Genomic DNA, 17,759 nt, shown 5'->3' on the forward strand with positions numbered 1-17,759 from the left:
GATGAATCATTATGAAATCATCGAAGATGCGCTGATGCATATTGAAGAGAATCTTGAGCAGCCCTTGTCATTGGATTCTGTAGCCGCTTCAGCCAATTTATCCAAATATTATTTCCATCGATTATTTTCGGCGATGATCGGCTGTTCTTTGAATGACTACCTTCTGGCAAGAAGGCTGAATGCTTCACTGGATTTCATCCAAAACCAAAAGGATTCGTTAACCGAAATTGCGTACCGGTTGAATTTCGGCACTCAATCTTCTTTTAACAGGGCCTTCAAGCGCCAGTATCAAATTGCTCCAGGAGCTTTACGAACAGGAAGCAGGCGGATTTCTGCAACGCCAGTGCCTACGGTCGTCAAAAGAGCGGTAAAGAACATCAATGGCGATGTGGTGGCGAATTTCAGCCTCATTGAACTCGAGCACACGAAGCTCAGCGGCATCGCTTTTGAAGTCGATTTGATCACGGATGCCTATAAAGCGGAAATTCGCTCCTATGCCAAGAAACTGTTGAGCCATCTTGACGAAAGCGTGAGCGGCCCGTGCTATGTGGTCTACTCCAACTGCCAGCCCGATTCCACGCGCTTTAAAGTTCTATTCGGAATTCCCTCTGCGATAAAAATTGATGAACCTTATTATTTCACAGTCGACCTTCCCCCGCTTTTTTGCGCCAAATTCACTTACTCAGGGGATTTGCTCGATATCGGCGATGTCCTGAAAAGCGACTACGCCCGGTTTTTAAAAATTTCCAAGCAGGAAACAGAAGACTCGACAATCGAACTCGTTCAAGTCTTCGACGACGTCCACCACCTTGAATCCGACTATCAAATCTATGCCCCGATCAAGAAACTGCCGATCGATTCGGATTTTTGATGTTCACCCCAGTTTGCTTGCCGCTCCTTTCTTTTTTGGTAATTCCAATGTAGCGGCGAACCGCTTCCTCCTGCTATCCAAATCTTGCTGTAATAAAAAAATCAACCAAGCACCTCCTAAGAGATGTTTGGTTGATTTTCTTTTTTTAATCCAGCTGTTCTTCTTCCAGCAGCTTGAAGCCTTCGATCATCGTGTCTTCTTCCACTTCGATCAAGATGCAGCGCTTGCCGTTGTAATTGACTTGTTTAACATAGCGCAAGTCTTGCGGACTGATTTTGATCTCCGCGACTTTCGTGTTGATCTTGATGGATTTCGATGCGTAGCTCGGCACGACATGGCTTGCTTTCATTTCGTAGTTTTTATCTTCCACGACTTGCTGAAAAGCGCGTTCCACTTTTTCGGCACTGATGTCTTTCACGCCGCTTGCCTTCAGCACCCGCGTCACTTCCACCGTATCCAAAACAGGAACTTCCACGTCTTCCTTCTCCGCTTCTTTTTCCACTTCAAGCATGAGGTTGATTTCATCATAGAGGCCAGCTAAGGTCCGGGAATTCACTTCTTCGCCGATCACCGCTTTGACAATTTCCTCGAACACCGCTTTGTCTTCCTCCGCCGTGACGATTTCGTCGCCGTTCAGCACGTTTTCGATAAACTGGAAATCCGGCTTATTCGCTTTGCTCGCTGAGTAGACGATGTGGTTGATGTCTGCGGCATTGTCCGTGAAGCCCGGAAACAGGAAGCCTCCCACTGGTGAAGTTAATTTGATCATCGGATCGAGCAGGATATTCGATTTGAATTCCTTTTCGGCAAAATCAAACACGAGCGAGCTTTTCGGCAACTCTGTCTGGTTCATGCTGCCGAGGATGAACGGCGTCGTGTACACTTCATCGCGCATGTCGATTTCGGTTTCATCCGCTTCGCGCTTCGTCGTCTTGAAGTACGTCCCGCGGATAAATGTGATGACCATGTCCTTCTCAAACGGTTTTTCTTCAATCATTTTTAACGCGATGCGCTGCATGTTCTCTTGCCATTCCGCGGCATCTTTCGTTTCAAGCCCTTCATACAATAAGCGCTGAGTATGGTCTGCCTGCCCTTCTTCCTGCGGCAAAAACTTCACTTCAAACAGTTTGGCATCGAGCTTCCCACCTAATACCTTTTTAAAATTGGCCAGAAACAGTTCTTGCTGCTCACGGTCAAGCAGCGAAAACGACCGGCTGTCTTCGTGGAAAATTTCCGTCGCTTCCCCTTGGATGTAGACATTGTATATCTCCGCGATTTTTAAGAGGTCCGTATCGAGCTTAAATCGTTTGCGGATATCGGCTATATCTTTATTATTCATTTTCAATTCCAACTCCCTGGTTCATAAAATCCGTATGGTGCAAAAAAAAGAGCAGCCAAAGCGAAATTCCGGCTTTTGGCGCTCTTTTAGTATACCAATAGTTTGGGTAAATGAATGGCTTCACCTTTTCTGCCTTTTAAGTGGCGATCCCAACCGATGTGTTTTCATAGCTTGGGTCTTTCAAGGCTTTTAAGAGGAAGTGCGCCACATCCGCACGCGGGATGGTTCTGGATTTTTCCGGAACGCCTTCTTTTGCTTCGCGGTAGACGCCTGTAAAATCGCCGTTGGTCAACCCCATCGGACGGGCAATCGTATAGACTAATCCATGCGATTCAATCCAGTCTACGGCCGCCCGGTGGTCGATAAGCGCGTTCTTCAGCATGCCCATCATCAGCTTGCCGCTCATACCCGGAAGCTCATTGTTGATGCCGGCTGAAGCCGTATAGACGATCCGTTTTACGCCGTGCTCTTGCATCCCTGCGACAATGTGCTTCGTCATTTCTTCCAGTTCCGATGATTTCTTCATGCCTTGGCTCGAACCGAGGCAAGAAACCACGGCGTCATGCCCGGCAATGGCTGCAGACACTTCTGCCGGTTTAAAGGCATCTCCTTGGACTACTGTCAAGTTTTCATGAGACGTTTTCAATTTTTCCGGAGTCCGGACAAATGCCGTCACTTCCAGTCCGCTTTCCACTGCTTGTTTGATAACCGCTTGCCCGACTCCGCCGGTTGCGCCGAAAACGATGATTTTCATTACAGGTCCCTCCCTTTTCTCGTGTAGGCTATAGCGCCAAATAGCCTGCTCCTATGAATCTTTTGCTCACTCCCATTATACACGCATCTGCCATTTCGATTTTGAAATAAGCGGAGCGGGGCTGCCTCCCCTTATCTGCCTGATTCAAGTTCAACTTCATAACGCCACATTTGTTCATTTTCCTCACGCTTTTTATAACGATACCCACATCGTGGAATGAGTTTTTCCCAATACTTCACTGCAGCATCATTTCGTTTCAATACATGCAAGGTACAGATGCCTGTATGTTTGTTCCAAAACTCTGTGCAGATTCTTTCGCTTATTCCCTTCCCCCTGCTTGTTTGCACCAAAAAAATTTCATCGATAGAACATTCCTTTTCAGAAGAGGAAAATACGGCCATGCCAATCGGCTTCCCGTCTTCTGTTATGCAAAACGCTTCCTGGCTTATACCCGTCAACAATTGGCTTACAGCTTCTGATAAATAATTCCCCTCCCTATCGATTTGTGTTCCGATCCAAGGGTTGTGCGCCGAAAGTTCATGGGCATAAAGATTAAACATTTGAATAAAGGCATGTTTCATTTCCGCAGCTTTTGTAAATTCCATAGACTTCTCCTTCAGAACCATTCTTTATCTTGCACTTTCAAATTCTTTTATTCCGTCCGGCTAATAATGCAAAACCAGTGCTTCAATCACAATGAACAACCAGATAAACAACGAAGCACCGCAAAAGATGATTTCGAAAAAATGAATGAACAAGACTTTCATCCCATTTTGCTTGGCTTTGCGAATGCCAAACAGGTCGCCGTTGTTTATGATGTAGATAAAGCCACTGACGACTAATAGGCTGGAGAGGGAAAAAGCGAAATTCGGCAAATCCGTGGCGTAGCGCGGATCGCCGCTAACTTCCATATAGAAAGGAATGCCAAATTCCTTGCTCACTACAAAACTTCCCACGATCAAGGTAAATAAAATCAGGGAAAGGCTGAACGGATGCCGCCGGTAGTCAATGACATCCAGAAATTTTTTCGTTTTTCCCTTAAAATTCAATTCGTCCGGCCCTTCCACTCGATCGCCTTGCATGACAAAAAGAAAACCGGCCGCCACCATGCCAATGAAAAAATACAGGAAGAACAAGTCGAACACAAGCGACCAGCTGGAGAAAGCAGCGAGCACCAGCGTCACGAGTGCGATGCCGACGAATCCGTTCTCCAGCCGTTTCCTATGCCGTTCCCACTGATTGATCACGTCCCGGTTGTCTCTTTTGTCCGTAGGCGGAACTTCGTGGTAAGGGGAACGGATATTTAAGATGTAGGCGCATACAATCAAGAGCCAGCCGACTCCAAACGTTATGGAGAGGGGTTTCGGATAAAGGGAAAGAGTATCGTAATGTTTCAGCACCCAATTTCCGCTTAAGGCCACGATTACAGTGCCCATCAGCATGATATAGGAAGAAAAAGTTTTCATATTCACCCGTAAAAGACGCTCCTTTTGCTATGGATAGTTATTTTCACCCTTTTGCCGCATGAAGCCGGCGGTGCAGTTCGCGGACCTGCTCTGCCAGTTCGGGAACCGGCCCTTCCACTTGGGCGTCTCTGATCACTTCTTCAATGGCCAGATTGTAGACAGGCCCTTGCTCCACCCCAAAATCACGGAGCCAAGCGGCCAATTGCTTTGAGGAACTCGCATAGATGATCTTCCCTAAACCAACCATCCCATGAGCTGCTGAACACATCGGGCAATGCTCCCCCGATGTATAAACAATTGCCTTCCTTCTGTCGTCAGGCGCCATATGGCTGGCAGCCCACCTTGCAATCGCAAACTCCGGATGCTGGGTGTAGTCGCCGCCTGCCACATGATTGTGGTCTTCAAACAGCACTTCCCCCTCAGCAGACACCAATACCGAACCGAATGGCTCGTCCCCTTTTTCTAACGCGGTTTCTGCAAGTTCCACACAACGCCGCAGATGGTTTAAATCCGTTTCAGTTAGCATGTTTGCATCTTCTCCCGTCTCATTCGTTCTATTTAATGACTTTCGGTTAACTGCCGAAGGCTTTAGAGTCTCGGCAATAAACCACTTCCACCTCGTTCGCTTCCACTTTTGAAAACCCCAATTTCTCGAGTAAGCGAATGGAAGCGACATTCTCCGGCGCGGCCCCGGCCCGAATGCTGCAATCTCCTTGCTGCCGGATCCAATCAATCAGCGCACGGACGATTTCATATGTATATCCCTGTCTTTTGAAGGCCGGGCTCACCGTATAGCCGATCCAGAACGTGTCCGCTTCTTTTTTGAGGTAGACATCTCCAATCAGCTGCTGGTCGGCTTTTCGGATAATCGCAAACTGCGCCCCGCTTTCTATGGACGAGTCTGCCAATAGCGCTTCTTCGTATTCTTTCTTTGTACGGCCTTTGAAATATTGATATTTCATCCATTCGAAATTGTTGCGATAGGACATGAAATCATCCAGATCATCCGCATGAAATGGACGGACAAAGCATCTTTCTGAGTTGAACAACGGTGCTGTCTCCACTTTTCGAACCTCCTCGCCGCATTAACCGACAACCGCTTAGTTGATAATCTCCCCTGATTTCTTCGCAGAACCTTCCCGCATCCTTTGCAGTTGAGCGAGGGGCAATGCGGTCCATTCCGTTTCTTCTCCAATGATTCGCAGCGGCTCTTTCGAGCGATAAGAACGCGTTAAGTTTCCAGGGAATTTTTTGTCTGTTACATTGGGGTCATTTTCAAATTCGCCTGTCGGTTCCACTCGGTAAACGCGCTCTTTTCCGTCCCCGGCCGCAAGTGCCGCTGCAAGCCCAGCTCCGTCAAGATTCGCGGCGAAATAAATATGGTTCATCTTCAGCCCGTCTTGGTAATTGGAATTGCCGCCCGGAGTCAATAAATCACCGACTGAGAGATCCGCTTTCGTTCCGTGATAAAACGGGCCCTGATCTGTTGGCGGCCCTTCAAATGATTTGGCCAATTCTTCCTGTCTTTTTGCGCTTTCCTGATCACCCAACTCCCTCTGGCATTCGGCAATGGTTCGGTACAGCGTGGAATACGCGCTTTTGACGTTCCCATCGTTGATTGCCCGTGCACATTGCAGGGATTTTTCCGTCCACTCCAATTTTTCGGCAGGGTTCTGCTGGACACGGCCGAAGTGGTAAGCTGCGATAAACCGTTCAAAGTCATCAGTGGCTTCCTTCCAGGCTTGCATAAAAATTTCGGCGGCTGCTCCTCTGTTGCCGCCGTCTTCTTGAGCCATTCCCTTCATGCAAAGCTTTACTACGGCATTAGCTGGACTGAATTTTGTCTCCATCGAAGTTCCCTCCAAATAAAATATGAGTTCATACGAGCCAATTCCGGAAACTGGATGTTTTTATACATAGAATGCTTTTGTCTTCTTTTTATCCTTATACATGCGCGTATCGCACGTATGGTAGAGATGCTCATAATCATTGCCGTCTTCTTCCACAAAAGCTGCGCCAATACTCGGGACCACTTCAATTTCGATTCCGTCTTGCCTGAATAAATTCTCTTGAAAAGCGGAGCGCACCTCATGGATTTGCTTCATAAACGTTTCTTTGGATGCTATATGCTCAAAAAACATGATAAATTCATCGCCCCCTAAACGGGCAAGGATGCTGGGCTCCGGCAAATGTTCACGCCAGCAATTGGCTGTAAACATCAGCACATGGTCTCCTGTCAGGTGGCCATATACATCATTGATTTCTTTAAAAAAGTTTAAATCACATAGCACCATTGCGGCATTTGTTTTGCCGGGCTGAGCCAGTTTTCGTTTTACTTCCTCTTCAAAATAAGTGCGATTGTATAACCCTGTCAAAACATCATGGTGGGCCAAATATTCAAATTGCTTTGATTGTTCGAGCAGACTTTTCTCATACTTTATAGATTCCGTAATGTCATGAAGTATAAACATTTTGCCTATCGGCTGATGATTGCTTCCTTCCACATATGAAAAGTGAACCGTATAATGCTTATCCTTCAGTTGCATGGATTGGGCAGCTGCACTGGTTTTCGTTGAGCGCTCAATAAATTGGACGAGGGATGGGAATTGGGACAGCACTTCTGCAGCCGGGTGGCCAATCAACTTTTTGTCCGGCAATTGGGCTAACAATCTTTTGGCAGATTTATTATAGAGTTTTAGCTGATTGTCCGTATCAAAAATAACGACCGCATCGTTAATGGATTCAAAAACTTTTTTCATGGCCAGCGGAGAAAGCTTCAGCAAATTAAATCGGTTAATTCCCCATAAGTAAAACAAAGAAGAAATGACAAGCCCAAAAGGAGAAATATCGATTGCCACTTTGACCGCGCCAATGGAATGGATGAACGGCACACCAAATACAAATAATGAGCCGATCATCATCAAGGCTGCCTGCTTTTTCCTTTCTTTATTCGCCTTCAAATACAAGTTAACCAGCAAACCGATGCCGATTAAATGGTAGCTGTAAATGCAGCCGATATGGATGTAAAACAACGGTCCCCTGTCGAGATCGATCAGCGGAAATCCGAGGGAACCGTCCAAGCCTGCACTCCTATAAAACAAATGGTGCCATTCGTTTGTAAAATGGGCACTTAATGTATAAATCGGGCCAAGAAGCCATAACGCGATCCATTTTTTCTTCAAAAACCGGCGATTTCCAGTGAATTGCAGGACCATCACAATCCAAACGAACGGAGCGAAAGCGATGCCAAAATATTGAATGTGGATCCAAAACATCATGTGCTCCACGGTCGTACTTAAAAGCTGAAACGCGTAGCCAAAGGTGTAGAAAAAAGCAGCCATGACCCCTAAGCCATAACTAATGGAAATAGGGGTGGCTCTATTTTGCCATGCGTAATGGAGCAGCACCATGTAGCAAAAAGTAAAGAGAAATAAAATGGATGAAAGGATAAAATTAAGGCTGATAATGTGAATTCCCCCGATAATGTCTTTCAATAGCTTCTGCAGATGACTGGGAAAGGATGCAAATTGAAATTTAGTTTTGGTCTACCTAATCGTAATATTAGCATGCAGTTTCTTATTTACACTATCCTTTCTTTTCTTAGCGGTTGAAATTTTCAAAATAAATAACATTAAAAAAAGGCTGTCGAGAAAGTTTCTCGACAGCCTGAAGAAGCGATGATTTCCTAAACTTTAGTTGTAATACAAGTTCTCAGTCGGATAGACCGGATCATTGGTGATGTCGATGCCAAGCTTCTTAAAGGTTTGTTCGTTTTCTCTATTCAATATCACCGTGGAATGCGCTTGCGTGTCTTTTAAATTCGGCAATTGCTTATAAGCGAGCTCGGAAGTCGGATTGGTGACGGCACTGATCGCCAGTGCAATCAGCACTTCATTGGCGCTTAATGTCGGGACGCGGCTGTTCAAGTCCTCGGTTTTCAACCGTTGAATCGTTTGCAGAATCATCGGCGACAATAGATCAATTTCATCAGAAATATTGGTCAGTTTCTTCAACCCGTTTAAAATTGCGGCTGCCGAAGCATCCATCAACGTAGTCGTCCGGCCCGTGATCATCTCGCCGTTCGGCAGTTCAAGCGCAATGACGGCTTGTAAATTCGTGCTGTCCAGCTGTGCTTGGATGGCTTTCGCATAATTGCGGGCCGGCAATACCGGCGCCCGGTCCTCTTTCTTTAAACCGGTCTCTTCCAGAATCACTTGCATGTGGCGGACACTGTCCTCGTTGGCAAGCCCTTTTTTATAGTCGTTCTCTACGACAAAGCTGCGCCGAATGATTTCCTGCTTGGCCGCTTCCTGGACAACGTTATCATCGGTGATGCCCGATTTCAGGCGATTCACGCCCATATCCGTCGGTGAGCTGTAAACAGACGCTTTGCCGGTAATCCGTTCGATAATCCGTTTGATGACCGGAAACGTCTCAATATCGCGATTGTAATTGACCGCTACTTTTTCGTATGCTTCAAAGTGGTAATTATCAATCATGTTCACGTCTTTTAAATCGACCGTAGCGGCTTCATAAGCGATGTTTACCGGATGCTTTAACGGCAAGTTCCAAACGGGGAACGTTTCAAACTTGGCATAGCCGACTTCATTCCCCAGTTTGTTCTCGTGGTACATTTGGTTAAGGCACGTGGCAAGCTTTCCACTGCCCGGACCAGGAGCCGTCACGACCACGATCGGCTTGGTCGTCTCAATATAAGGATTCGTCGCAAATCCTTCTTCCCCAAGGACCGCGTCCACGTTTGTCGGATATCCTTCGATTTCGCGGTGAATGCAGACGTTGATGCCGTTTCTCTCAAGCTTTGTCATAAACACTTTAACGGTCGGCTGGCCTTGGTAGCGCGTGATCAAGACACTGTTGACCGAAATGCCATATGCCCGGTATTCATCAATTAAGCGCAAGACATCCTGGTCATAAGTGATGCCATAATCTTCACGGACTTTGTTCCGTTCAATGTCTCCAGCGTAGACACAGATGATGATTTCCGCATTTTCTTTCAATGTGTGCAAAAGTTTGATTTTGGCATCTTCATCGAATCCGGGCAAGACACGCTTCGCGTGCTTGTCGCCGATCAATTTCCCGCCAAATTCCAAATAAAGTTTATCATACTGCTGCACCCGTTCCAGGATGTAAGCTGATTGTTCCTGCAAATATTTCTCCGAATCAAATCCAATGTTTTTCATTAATTTCCGTCCCGCCTTCTCTGCTTCAAGCTTTCTCTTAACTCTATGTGTAAAAACGCCTTACGAGAAGATTCCAGCTAAAAAATTTATCATTTATCATTATATAGCTTTTTAAAAAAAGAGAAAGGAAAACAGACCCGTTTGGTTTGGTGATGGAGTGATTCTAATAGGCGCGGCAAGCTTATTTACTTATGGTACGGTTCTCCCTTCATAATCCGGAAAGCCCGATACACCTGCTCCACCAAAATCAACTTCATCAATTGATGCGGAAACGTCATTTTTGAAAACGACAGCTTCTCATCCGCCCGCTTCAACACTTCCTCGTGGAGGCCGAGCGATCCGCCAATGACGAAGACGATTTTGCTGCGGCCGTAAGTCATCAGCGATTCGATGTCTTTTGCGAGCTGTTCGGATGTTTTCATTTTGCCGTCAATGGCTAAAGCGATGACGTAGGCATCTGGTGCAATTTTAGCCAGGATCCGTTCGCCTTCCTTCTTTTTGACGATTTCCATGTCCGCTTCGCTCAATTGCTCCGGCGCTTTTTCATCTGCCACTTCGACTTCGTTGACTTTTGCGTAGCTTCCCAGCCGTTTCGTGTATTCTTCAATTCCCGATTTCAGGTATTTCTCTTTCAGCTTTCCTACACTGATAATTGAGATATTCACAACTTATCCCCCCTTTACGCAATCTTTACAAACAACTTACTAACAGAAGTTATACACATATCCACAGTATTTTCTATATCTTGTGCCCGCTCATTCGTTCGCCACAAGATACGTTGCAGCCTCTTCGCAGTAATCACATTTTGTGGATAACTTTTCTCCATCTGATAATTCTGTAAGAATAGGATAATTTTTTGTCTCCGCCACAAACATGTCTAACGCATGCTCTACATGGGTTTTGCATGATTTGATCTCCATTTTTTTCGCCTCCTTTAATTTCCGAATATTCCACACAGTTATACACAATTCGTTCACGTTTATCCACAAGCTATTTTACCAGAAGAAAACGGTTACTGAAAGCTGGGGTTTTAAATGCCTGTGGATTGTGAATAGATTGGCTTTTCTAAAAAAGTTATCCACATGTCATTTTTATGCTTTCACGAACGTTGCTGCGCTTTTCTTTAAAATTCTTTACAAAGATTACAATAACATTACAAACTTTTATCCACTAAAAAACCACCTTCCATTCGCAGAATGAAAGATGGTGTAACTTCCCTTATTAAATTTCGGGCGCTTGTCCCCCGAACTCCGCCCATTCCTCTTTTGCAGGGCCATATAACCCTGGAACTTTCAAACCCGCTTGCCGCATTAATACGGTCATCTGCCCCCGGTGATGGATTTGATGGGTAAAGAGCACTTTCAAAACTGTCTCGATCGTCCACATCTCTCCGTACATATCCCGTTCCTCTGTTAAGGTTTCGTCCGTCCACTGCTGGCGGATAGCTCCGATCATGGATTCGTTTGTCCGTCGGTAAGCGTCCGCAATTTCCTTAGCTGTTTCGGGAACCGGCTCTCCAAATTTAGCCGCTTCAAACTGGAGTCCCGTGTGCCCAGCAACCATTTCATCAAAAGTGGTCGTCAAATGCCAAGCAAGACGTCCTAATGTCCGGTGATCCGCTGTTACTTGCTGCGACAGTGAAGCGTCTGTTAAGTTATCCAAGACCTTCTGAGTGCCTTCCGCTTCCGGCTGCCATTCCCGCAAAAAATCATCAATGCTTGCAAACATAGAATCCCTCCAAAAAATTTAATGTGTTATGGTGTTTTATTCGGTATGGAGGTTTGAATTCCTGCCGCATATAAAAAAGAAGCTGTCGCAAGAACAGCTTCTTTCAAAAATTATAAAGCAGAGTTGTCCACAAGCTCCAATTCGAAGTCCATGAGTTCTCCGTTGCGGTAAGCTTTTACTGCCAGCGTGTCGCCAATTTCTTTTTCATTGTATAGATGTTTGCGAAGTTCGATGATGTCACCGACTGCTTCCCCGTCCATTTCAACAATGACGTCAAATTGCTCCATTCCCGCTTTTGCGGCAGCCGAATCAGCCACGACTGAATTCACTACAACGCCTTTTGTGACATCTTCCGGCAAATTCAAGGTTTCCTGGCGATAAGTCTGCGGCACTTGAGCAAGATCGAGAAGCGTGACGCCCATCGCTGGCCGCACCATCTCACCATTCGCTTCAAGCGATTCGATCACTGGCATCGCTGAATTAATCGGGATGGCAAAACCGATTCCTTCCACGGAGGAAGTCGCAATCTTCATCGAGTTGATGCCAATCAGCTGGCCGGCTAAATTCACAAGCGCGCCGCCGCTATTCCCGGGGTTGATCGCTGCGTCTGTCTGAAGAACTTCAGCCTGCCAATCTTCCTGTCCGTCTCCATCCAAATCCACGGGAACCGCACGATCCGTTCCAGAAACTACGCCGGTCGTAACCGATCCTGAAAAATCAAGGCCTAGCGGATTGCCGATCGCGATAACGGTTTCGCCTTGCTTCAATACATCCGAATCCCCGAATTCAGCTACGTCCGGCACATTCGCACCGTCCATTTCAAGAACCGCCAAATCGGTCCAGATATCGCTTCCGACAAGGGTCGCTTCCACTTTCGAGCCATCTGCGAGCGTGACTTCGATGCCATTGGCTCCTTCAATTACGTGATGGTTCGTCACCACGTAAGCTGTGCCGCCTTCATTTTTATAAATGACACCTGAACCGGTCCCGACAGCTTGTTCCTGTCCGGGCGTCTGTGACCAGAAATCAGACCCCGCTTGTAAATTCGTAATTCCGACCACCGCATCCGCCACTTCTTCCACAGCTTGCGTGACATCTGTCGTAATTTCCACTGCTGTTGACGACTGTTCCGTGGAGCTGTTTGTCTTTACCGCTTCTGACGTGTTCGCCGATTCTTCCTCATTGTCAGGCGCTAAACCCGGCACCGAATAAAACAAAAGCCACACAAGAAGCGCACCGACTGCGACACCCGCTACTCCTGCCAGGAACGTTCCTGCACGGCTCTGCTTCTGTGGGCTATTATAATATCCCATCGCATTCATCCTCTCTCTCAATTCAACTACTCTTTATATAACCTTAGTTTAAGAATCCGAAACGGACAATGCAAGCTGCAGCAATGCCGCTTCACGGATACTTCAGAAACTTGGATAGTTCGTTTTTAGACAGGAAAAAATGGCAGCAATATCGAGTCGGCAAGCTAGAAGCTTTTCCGTTTTTTTAAAATACGCACAGTTGATTCGGAAATACGCTCTATAACGCTTGAAATACGCACAGCAATTCCTAAAATACGCCCGGTTGCCGGCAAAATACGCTCTTCAAACTAAAAAAAGCCGGAAGCAGCTGCGCTTCCGGCTTTATCAATTACACGATCACTAATTCGGTTGGGATGTTCGCATCCGTATGGAGCAGGTCGACATATTCGCCGACGATGATGCCTTTTGTCTGCAAAGTCTGTTCGACGCTCATCCGTGCGAGGTCTTTCATATTATTATCTTTGCTCAAGTGGGACAAGTAGATGCGCGTCGGTTTTTCCGCCATCACTTCACTCATCGCCACAGCTGCATCTTCGTTCGATACGTGCCCGACATCGCTCAGGATGCGCCGCTTAACGGACCATGGGTAACGTCCCATTTGCAGCATCCCGACATCGTGATTGCTTTCGAAAACAAAAGCATCCGATGCCTGGATGATGCCTTTCATGCGGTCGCTGACGTAGCCGGTATCGGTAATCAGCGCAAGCTTCCGGCCGTTTTCATGGAACACGTAGAACATCGGGTCTGCCGCATCGTGGGACACCGCAAACGATTCGATGTCGATCGAACCGAAGGTCTTCACCGTTTCCATATCAAAATGGAAACGCTGCTCCACCGGAATCGCACCGACCAGGCCGTCCATGGCTTCCCATGTTTTGGCGTTCGCATAAATCGGCACTTTATGTTTTCTTGCGACAATGCCGAGACCTTTGATGTGGTCACTGTGTTCATGCGTCACCAAGATGCCGTCCAGGTTGCTCATGCTTTTGCCGATCGAAGCGAAAAGCTCTTCCATTTTCCGCCCGCTCAACCCCGCATCCACAAGAAATGAATGCTGATCGTTTTCTATATAGATAGCATTGCCGCTTGAGCCGCTTGCTAATACACTAAAACGCATAATAAAAACTCCTTATTCTTCGAGCTCCATCTCATCTTTCTTAACTTCCACTACGCCGTCTTTGATGGCATTGACGAAATATTCATCTTTGCTGCCATCTGCGAGCGTAGCCCGAATGCGCCATGTCGGCAAAAACATCACTGTGTTTTCGGAAACCGTGACATATTCCGTGTAGCCAAGCGCTGCCGAATCGATATGGGTATCCGGCTTTAATACTTGTTTCTGGTATAGGGTATGAATGGCTTGAAGCGGCGGAATCACTTTTTTCTGCAATTCGGCTTCTTCCACATTTTCGAACAAGGTCTGTTCATAATGAGTGACTTTCGCATCTTCATTAAAATGCAACGTCAATAAACCGTTGTCACTGTAAAACAGTGGTTTTCCGTTTATCTCTTGGAAGAATATCGCTTCCTGCTCTTCTTCATCCATCCTCCAGAAGACATAATCTTCCCCTTCGTAGATGGTTCCTTCCACGAATTCGGTCAGAACTTCTTCGTCCGGGTCTCCGCTAAGTGGCAGCGGTTCGTCGAATGTGACGATTAACGCATTTTCATTCGTCGTGTTCATCTGTAAGTCTACACCCGGAACATCATTCGCTACAAATAATTTCTTCTTTCCGGTCATATAGGCTTGGTTCCCTATATTTTCCGGAAGTTCTTCGTAAGTGATATTCTCAAGATCCAACTTTTCATCAATCGACGGAATGGTCAGTTCTTCCAATCGCTGCCCAGCGTTATACCGTTCCAAGTACAAAGAATATAAAAAGATATTCAATATGGCAAAGACAATGATAAAGATGGATTTTGTTTTACTCCAATCCAAATTTGCCACCTCCCAGCATTTCTTTGGAAAGGTGATGCCATTTGCCGTCCGCTTTAAAGTACCAAGCCGGTTCCAAGCTCAATAGCCGCTCGGGCTCTCGGTCATCACGTCTTAATTCATAGCCGGGCACGATGTCTGTAATGGTCGCTAGATCCTTTTCATCCAGATGATTGAAAGCTTTCAAAACGGATTCGCCGGCTTCCATCTTCGTCGTGCCGGTTTCTCCCCAAGATTCCAGGATGTAAAATGGGCGTTCATAGCGGAAAATCTGCTCCACTTCCGACTCAATCCCCCAATTCAGCTTTAAATCCGTGGCAAGCGGCCCAAAGACCGGTGCCCCATCGACAAACAAGCGATATTCGATTTGCTGATTCAACGGCACCATATTGAAATAGCGGTAGTCATTTGTCCAGCCGCTATGGCTATTGATGAAATCCACCGTTTTAAAGATCAAATCGGATGGAATCGCGGGATCGGATGTTTCCGCTTTTGGCTGGACATAGGTGATGCTCTTATTCGTATCTTCTACGCCCATTATCGCCTCTGATTCATCGCTGTATTCTTTATTGGTAATCGCGCCTGTTGATTGCACGCTGCCAGGATTTTCAAAAAGCCCATCGACAAAGCGCTGCGGCGGAATGTCTTCCTGCAAGTAACGGTAAGTCGTTACATCTTTTGCATCTTTTTGGATGTAGATCGGCAATTCCCCTATTTTTTCATTCGTCACATAAGTGGCGTACTCGAAAGCCCGCTGGACAATCGTCGAATCGAACCGCTCCAATTGAATCGCTGATACGCTTCCGGTGTAAATTCGTTTCGACTTGCTGTTAACGAAATACAGATTAAAATTATTAGCGTTCGTATTGCCCCAATCAATGACAATCCGGTCAAAAGACGCTTCTGGAATGGTCTTATCCGTGATATCCATCATGTCGTCATAGACAGGAAACGGAACAGGCGCAGGATAGTAAAGGACTGCCCGGTTTGTCCCGTGAAGATAGGCTCTTAAAGTTTCAAGAGGCGCTTCTTCCACCACAATCGCCAAGTCATGGATTTGCCATTGCTCCATCTCGCTAAGCAGCAGCGTAATCTGTTCCTGGTCGCTTGTCCCCGTGATGTTTTCATCGCTGAATTGGTACAGCACATTAAGCGGCTGTACCACTTGGTCCACGACTTTCTTTTCTCCCAGTTCCACTTCTACTGCTGAAGTCGTCTCAATTGTTTCAAGTGTCGGTGTAAAGGTCCAAATGGTAAAAGTCAGGGCTAAACTCAAAAAAATCAATAATGCTAAGGCAATGGATTTGATTTGTTCAATGTATTTCATTCCCACTCATCTCCATCATCAAGTTCATAAGGCAAGGTGAAATAAATCGTCGTCCCTCGGCCGTATTGGCTTTCTGCCCAGATTACGCCCCCATGAGCATTGATCATCTCTTTTGAAATCGCCAGGCCGAGGCCCGTACCGCCCATTTCCCTAGAACGCGCCCGATCGACGCGATAGAAACGGTCGAAAATCTTATCGACATTTTCTTTCGGAATTCCCATTCCTTGGTCGCTGATGCGAATCATGATGAAGCCGTCTTGTTCCATCATGTCAAAACGGACTTTCCCGCCTTCAGGAGAATACTTCAATGCATTTGAAATGATATTATCGATAACTTGGGTAAGTTTATCGGGATCAATCTCCACGAAATACTGTTCTTTTGGCAACTGGCGCTCAAAATGGACGTTCTGAGATTTCGACATTTCAAAACGGTCAATGATGCGGTTAAAGAATACATTGAACTCGACCATTTCTTTGTTCAATTCCGTTTCATTGGAATCCATTTTCGATAGTTTCAACAAATCGTTGACGAGGCGTATCATGCGCTCGGTTTCGGTTTGGGTGACGTTCAAGAAGTTCGGAGCTAAATCCGGATCTTCCCATGCACCGTCTGCGAGAGCTTCTAAGTAACTTCTCATCGTCGTAAGCGGCGTCCGCAATTCATGCGACACGTTCGCCACAAACTCGCGGCGTTCCATATCGATTTTTTCCTGCTCGGTGTTATCATGCAAGACGGCGATAACGCCGTTTACAAAGCCGGTTTCTTTCTGGATGACAGAGAAGCTTGTCCGGAGCAGCGTACTTTCTTCGTAATTGCTGAAATCAAGCGTAATCGCTTCTTTTATGTGGATCAAATCTTCAAATGTATATTCGGACTCCAAGTTCAGAACCGAAGTGATGGGCCGGTTGATAACCGTTTCACGTGAAACATTTAGCAGGCGGAGTGCCGGATCGTTGATCAGGATGACGCGCCCTCTTCTGTCGGTCGATAATACGCCATCTGTCATATTCGACAGGACCGATGCCAGTTTTCTTCGTTCACTTTCAGTCGATTGCTGTGATTCTTGCAACCGGTTCGTCAAATTATTAAATGCCCTTGCCAGCTGGCCAATTTCATCTTCTCCGTAAACCCGGACTTTCCGTGAGAAATTTCCTTTAGCCATCGCTTGGGCTTGCCTTCTCATATCAGAAATCGGTTTTGAGATGGTCTGCGCCACCAGCACTCCTAAAATAGCCGTAATTGCCATGGAAATGGCGGTTCCGACTGCTAAAATGGAGTTGATTTCATTCATTTGTTCATAAACATTTTCAATATCTGCTTCCATATATAACGTACCGAGGACTTCACCGCCTGATGTGATGATCGGCAGCGTCCGGACCCATATACGCCGCTCGGATTGGCGATTGATCTTCGTGCGGTCGAGCGGTGTTTCCCCGACAACCGACTGCATGACCAATTCATCGGTTGACCGTTGCCCTACCAATGATTGATTTTCAATCTCTGAAGAAGCCAGGATCCGGTAGCTCGAATCGATGACCCGAATTTCGTCAATATCTTCCGATTGGAATCCGTAAAGGACGGAATACAAGCTTTGTTCAAGCGTTAAATCTTCATCCGTCCGGTCCTTGATCAATTCTTCACGGACACTGAACTCCACAATATTCATCCGGTCCTCTATCGAATCTTTGAAGTTTTTACTCAATGAATCTTCCAGTTGCTGTGCGAAATACAAGCCGATAATCTGCATCGCCAGTAAAATGAGCAGAATATAGATCAGCACAAATTTCACATGAATCGATTTAAAAAAACCTACCTTGTGCATT

At 46.3% G+C, this 17,759-nt stretch carries 18 protein-coding genes; 1 reads left to right on the forward strand and 17 read right to left on the reverse strand.

Features of this window, described 5'->3' with window-relative positions:
• The first annotated feature begins 1 nt into the window (after position 1).
• A complete protein-coding gene (locus NFU07_RS09005) occupies positions 2 to 871 on the forward strand; it encodes a helix-turn-helix domain-containing protein (protein ID WP_251476925.1) in 870 nt (289 codons plus the stop codon).
• 145 nt (positions 872 to 1,016) lie between these two features.
• On the opposite strand, the gene NFU07_RS09010 is transcribed toward NFU07_RS09005, so the two are convergent.
• The 17 genes from NFU07_RS09010 to walK all read right to left on the reverse strand — a co-directional run bounded on the left by NFU07_RS09010 (position 1,017) and on the right by walK (position 17,758).
• Positions 1,017 to 2,210 carry a DUF4317 domain-containing protein gene (locus tag NFU07_RS09010; protein WP_251476928.1) on the reverse strand — a complete coding sequence of 398 codons (1,194 nt, stop codon included), beginning with the start codon at positions 2,208 to 2,210 and terminating at the stop codon, positions 1,017 to 1,019.
• Between the two features lie 136 nt (positions 2,211 to 2,346).
• Complete coding sequence (locus NFU07_RS09015) at positions 2,347 to 2,964, reverse strand: NAD(P)-dependent oxidoreductase (RefSeq protein ID WP_251476931.1); 618 nt, start codon at positions 2,962 to 2,964, stop codon at positions 2,347 to 2,349.
• A gap of 131 nt (positions 2,965 to 3,095) precedes the next feature.
• Entirely contained in the window at positions 3,096 to 3,569 is a 474-nt protein-coding gene (locus NFU07_RS09020) for a GNAT family N-acetyltransferase (protein WP_251476934.1), read from the reverse strand.
• A 60-nt stretch (positions 3,570 to 3,629) separates the two neighbouring features.
• On the reverse strand, positions 3,630 to 4,436 hold the full coding sequence (locus tag NFU07_RS09025) for a nucleotidyltransferase (RefSeq protein WP_251476938.1): 807 nt from the start codon (positions 4,434 to 4,436) through the stop codon (positions 3,630 to 3,632).
• 37 nt (positions 4,437 to 4,473) lie between these two features.
• On the reverse strand, positions 4,474 to 4,956 hold the full coding sequence (locus NFU07_RS09030) for a nucleoside deaminase (protein WP_251476940.1): 483 nt from the start codon (positions 4,954 to 4,956) through the stop codon (positions 4,474 to 4,476).
• Between the two features lie 46 nt (positions 4,957 to 5,002).
• A complete protein-coding gene (locus tag NFU07_RS09035) occupies positions 5,003 to 5,494 on the reverse strand; it encodes a GNAT family N-acetyltransferase (RefSeq protein ID WP_251476943.1) in 492 nt (163 codons plus the stop codon).
• Positions 5,495 to 5,530: 36 nt separating this feature from the next.
• On the reverse strand, positions 5,531 to 5,944 hold the full coding sequence (arr, locus tag NFU07_RS09040; protein ID WP_251477170.1) for an NAD(+)--rifampin ADP-ribosyltransferase: 414 nt from the start codon (positions 5,942 to 5,944) through the stop codon (positions 5,531 to 5,533).
• Between the two features lie 396 nt (positions 5,945 to 6,340).
• A complete protein-coding gene (locus tag NFU07_RS09045) occupies positions 6,341 to 7,924 on the reverse strand; it encodes a histidine kinase N-terminal 7TM domain-containing diguanylate cyclase (RefSeq protein ID WP_285835943.1) in 1,584 nt (527 codons plus the stop codon).
• Between the two features lie 198 nt (positions 7,925 to 8,122).
• Positions 8,123 to 9,631 (reverse strand): DUF1846 domain-containing protein, encoded by a 1,509-nt coding sequence (locus NFU07_RS09050; RefSeq protein ID WP_052649586.1) that lies wholly within the window; start codon positions 9,629 to 9,631, stop codon positions 8,123 to 8,125.
• 185 nt (positions 9,632 to 9,816) lie between these two features.
• Complete coding sequence (gene rlmH / locus NFU07_RS09055; RefSeq protein WP_251476946.1) at positions 9,817 to 10,296, reverse strand: 23S rRNA (pseudouridine(1915)-N(3))-methyltransferase RlmH; 480 nt, start codon at positions 10,294 to 10,296, stop codon at positions 9,817 to 9,819.
• Between the two features lie 90 nt (positions 10,297 to 10,386).
• Complete coding sequence (locus NFU07_RS09060) at positions 10,387 to 10,551, reverse strand: CxxH/CxxC protein (protein ID WP_251476948.1); 165 nt, start codon at positions 10,549 to 10,551, stop codon at positions 10,387 to 10,389.
• A gap of 301 nt (positions 10,552 to 10,852) precedes the next feature.
• Positions 10,853 to 11,359, reverse strand: a complete 507-nt coding sequence (locus tag NFU07_RS09065; RefSeq protein WP_251476951.1) for a DinB family protein — start codon at positions 11,357 to 11,359, stop codon at positions 10,853 to 10,855.
• A gap of 110 nt (positions 11,360 to 11,469) precedes the next feature.
• Positions 11,470 to 12,672, reverse strand: a complete 1,203-nt coding sequence (locus tag NFU07_RS09070) for a S1C family serine protease (RefSeq protein WP_251476954.1) — start codon at positions 12,670 to 12,672, stop codon at positions 11,470 to 11,472.
• Positions 12,673 to 13,000: 328 nt separating this feature from the next.
• On the reverse strand, positions 13,001 to 13,789 hold the full coding sequence (locus tag NFU07_RS09075; protein ID WP_235197718.1) for an MBL fold metallo-hydrolase: 789 nt from the start codon (positions 13,787 to 13,789) through the stop codon (positions 13,001 to 13,003).
• 12 nt (positions 13,790 to 13,801) lie between these two features.
• Positions 13,802 to 14,611, reverse strand: coding sequence for a two-component system regulatory protein YycI (locus NFU07_RS09080; RefSeq protein ID WP_251476957.1), 810 nt, complete (start codon positions 14,609 to 14,611; stop codon positions 13,802 to 13,804).
• A complete protein-coding gene (locus tag NFU07_RS09085; protein WP_251476960.1) occupies positions 14,598 to 15,935 on the reverse strand; it encodes a YycH family regulatory protein in 1,338 nt (445 codons plus the stop codon). Before NFU07_RS09085 ends, NFU07_RS09080 begins: the two co-directional genes overlap by 14 nt.
• Positions 15,932 to 17,758, reverse strand: a complete 1,827-nt coding sequence (gene walK / locus NFU07_RS09090; protein WP_251476962.1) for a cell wall metabolism sensor histidine kinase WalK — start codon at positions 17,756 to 17,758, stop codon at positions 15,932 to 15,934. Before walK ends, NFU07_RS09085 begins: the two co-directional genes overlap by 4 nt.
• Position 17,759: the final 1 nt, after the last annotated feature.

This window comes from Planococcus sp. NCCP-2050 (genome assembly GCF_023708025.1).
Lineage (GTDB): Bacteria > Bacillota > Bacilli > Bacillales_A > Planococcaceae > Planococcus.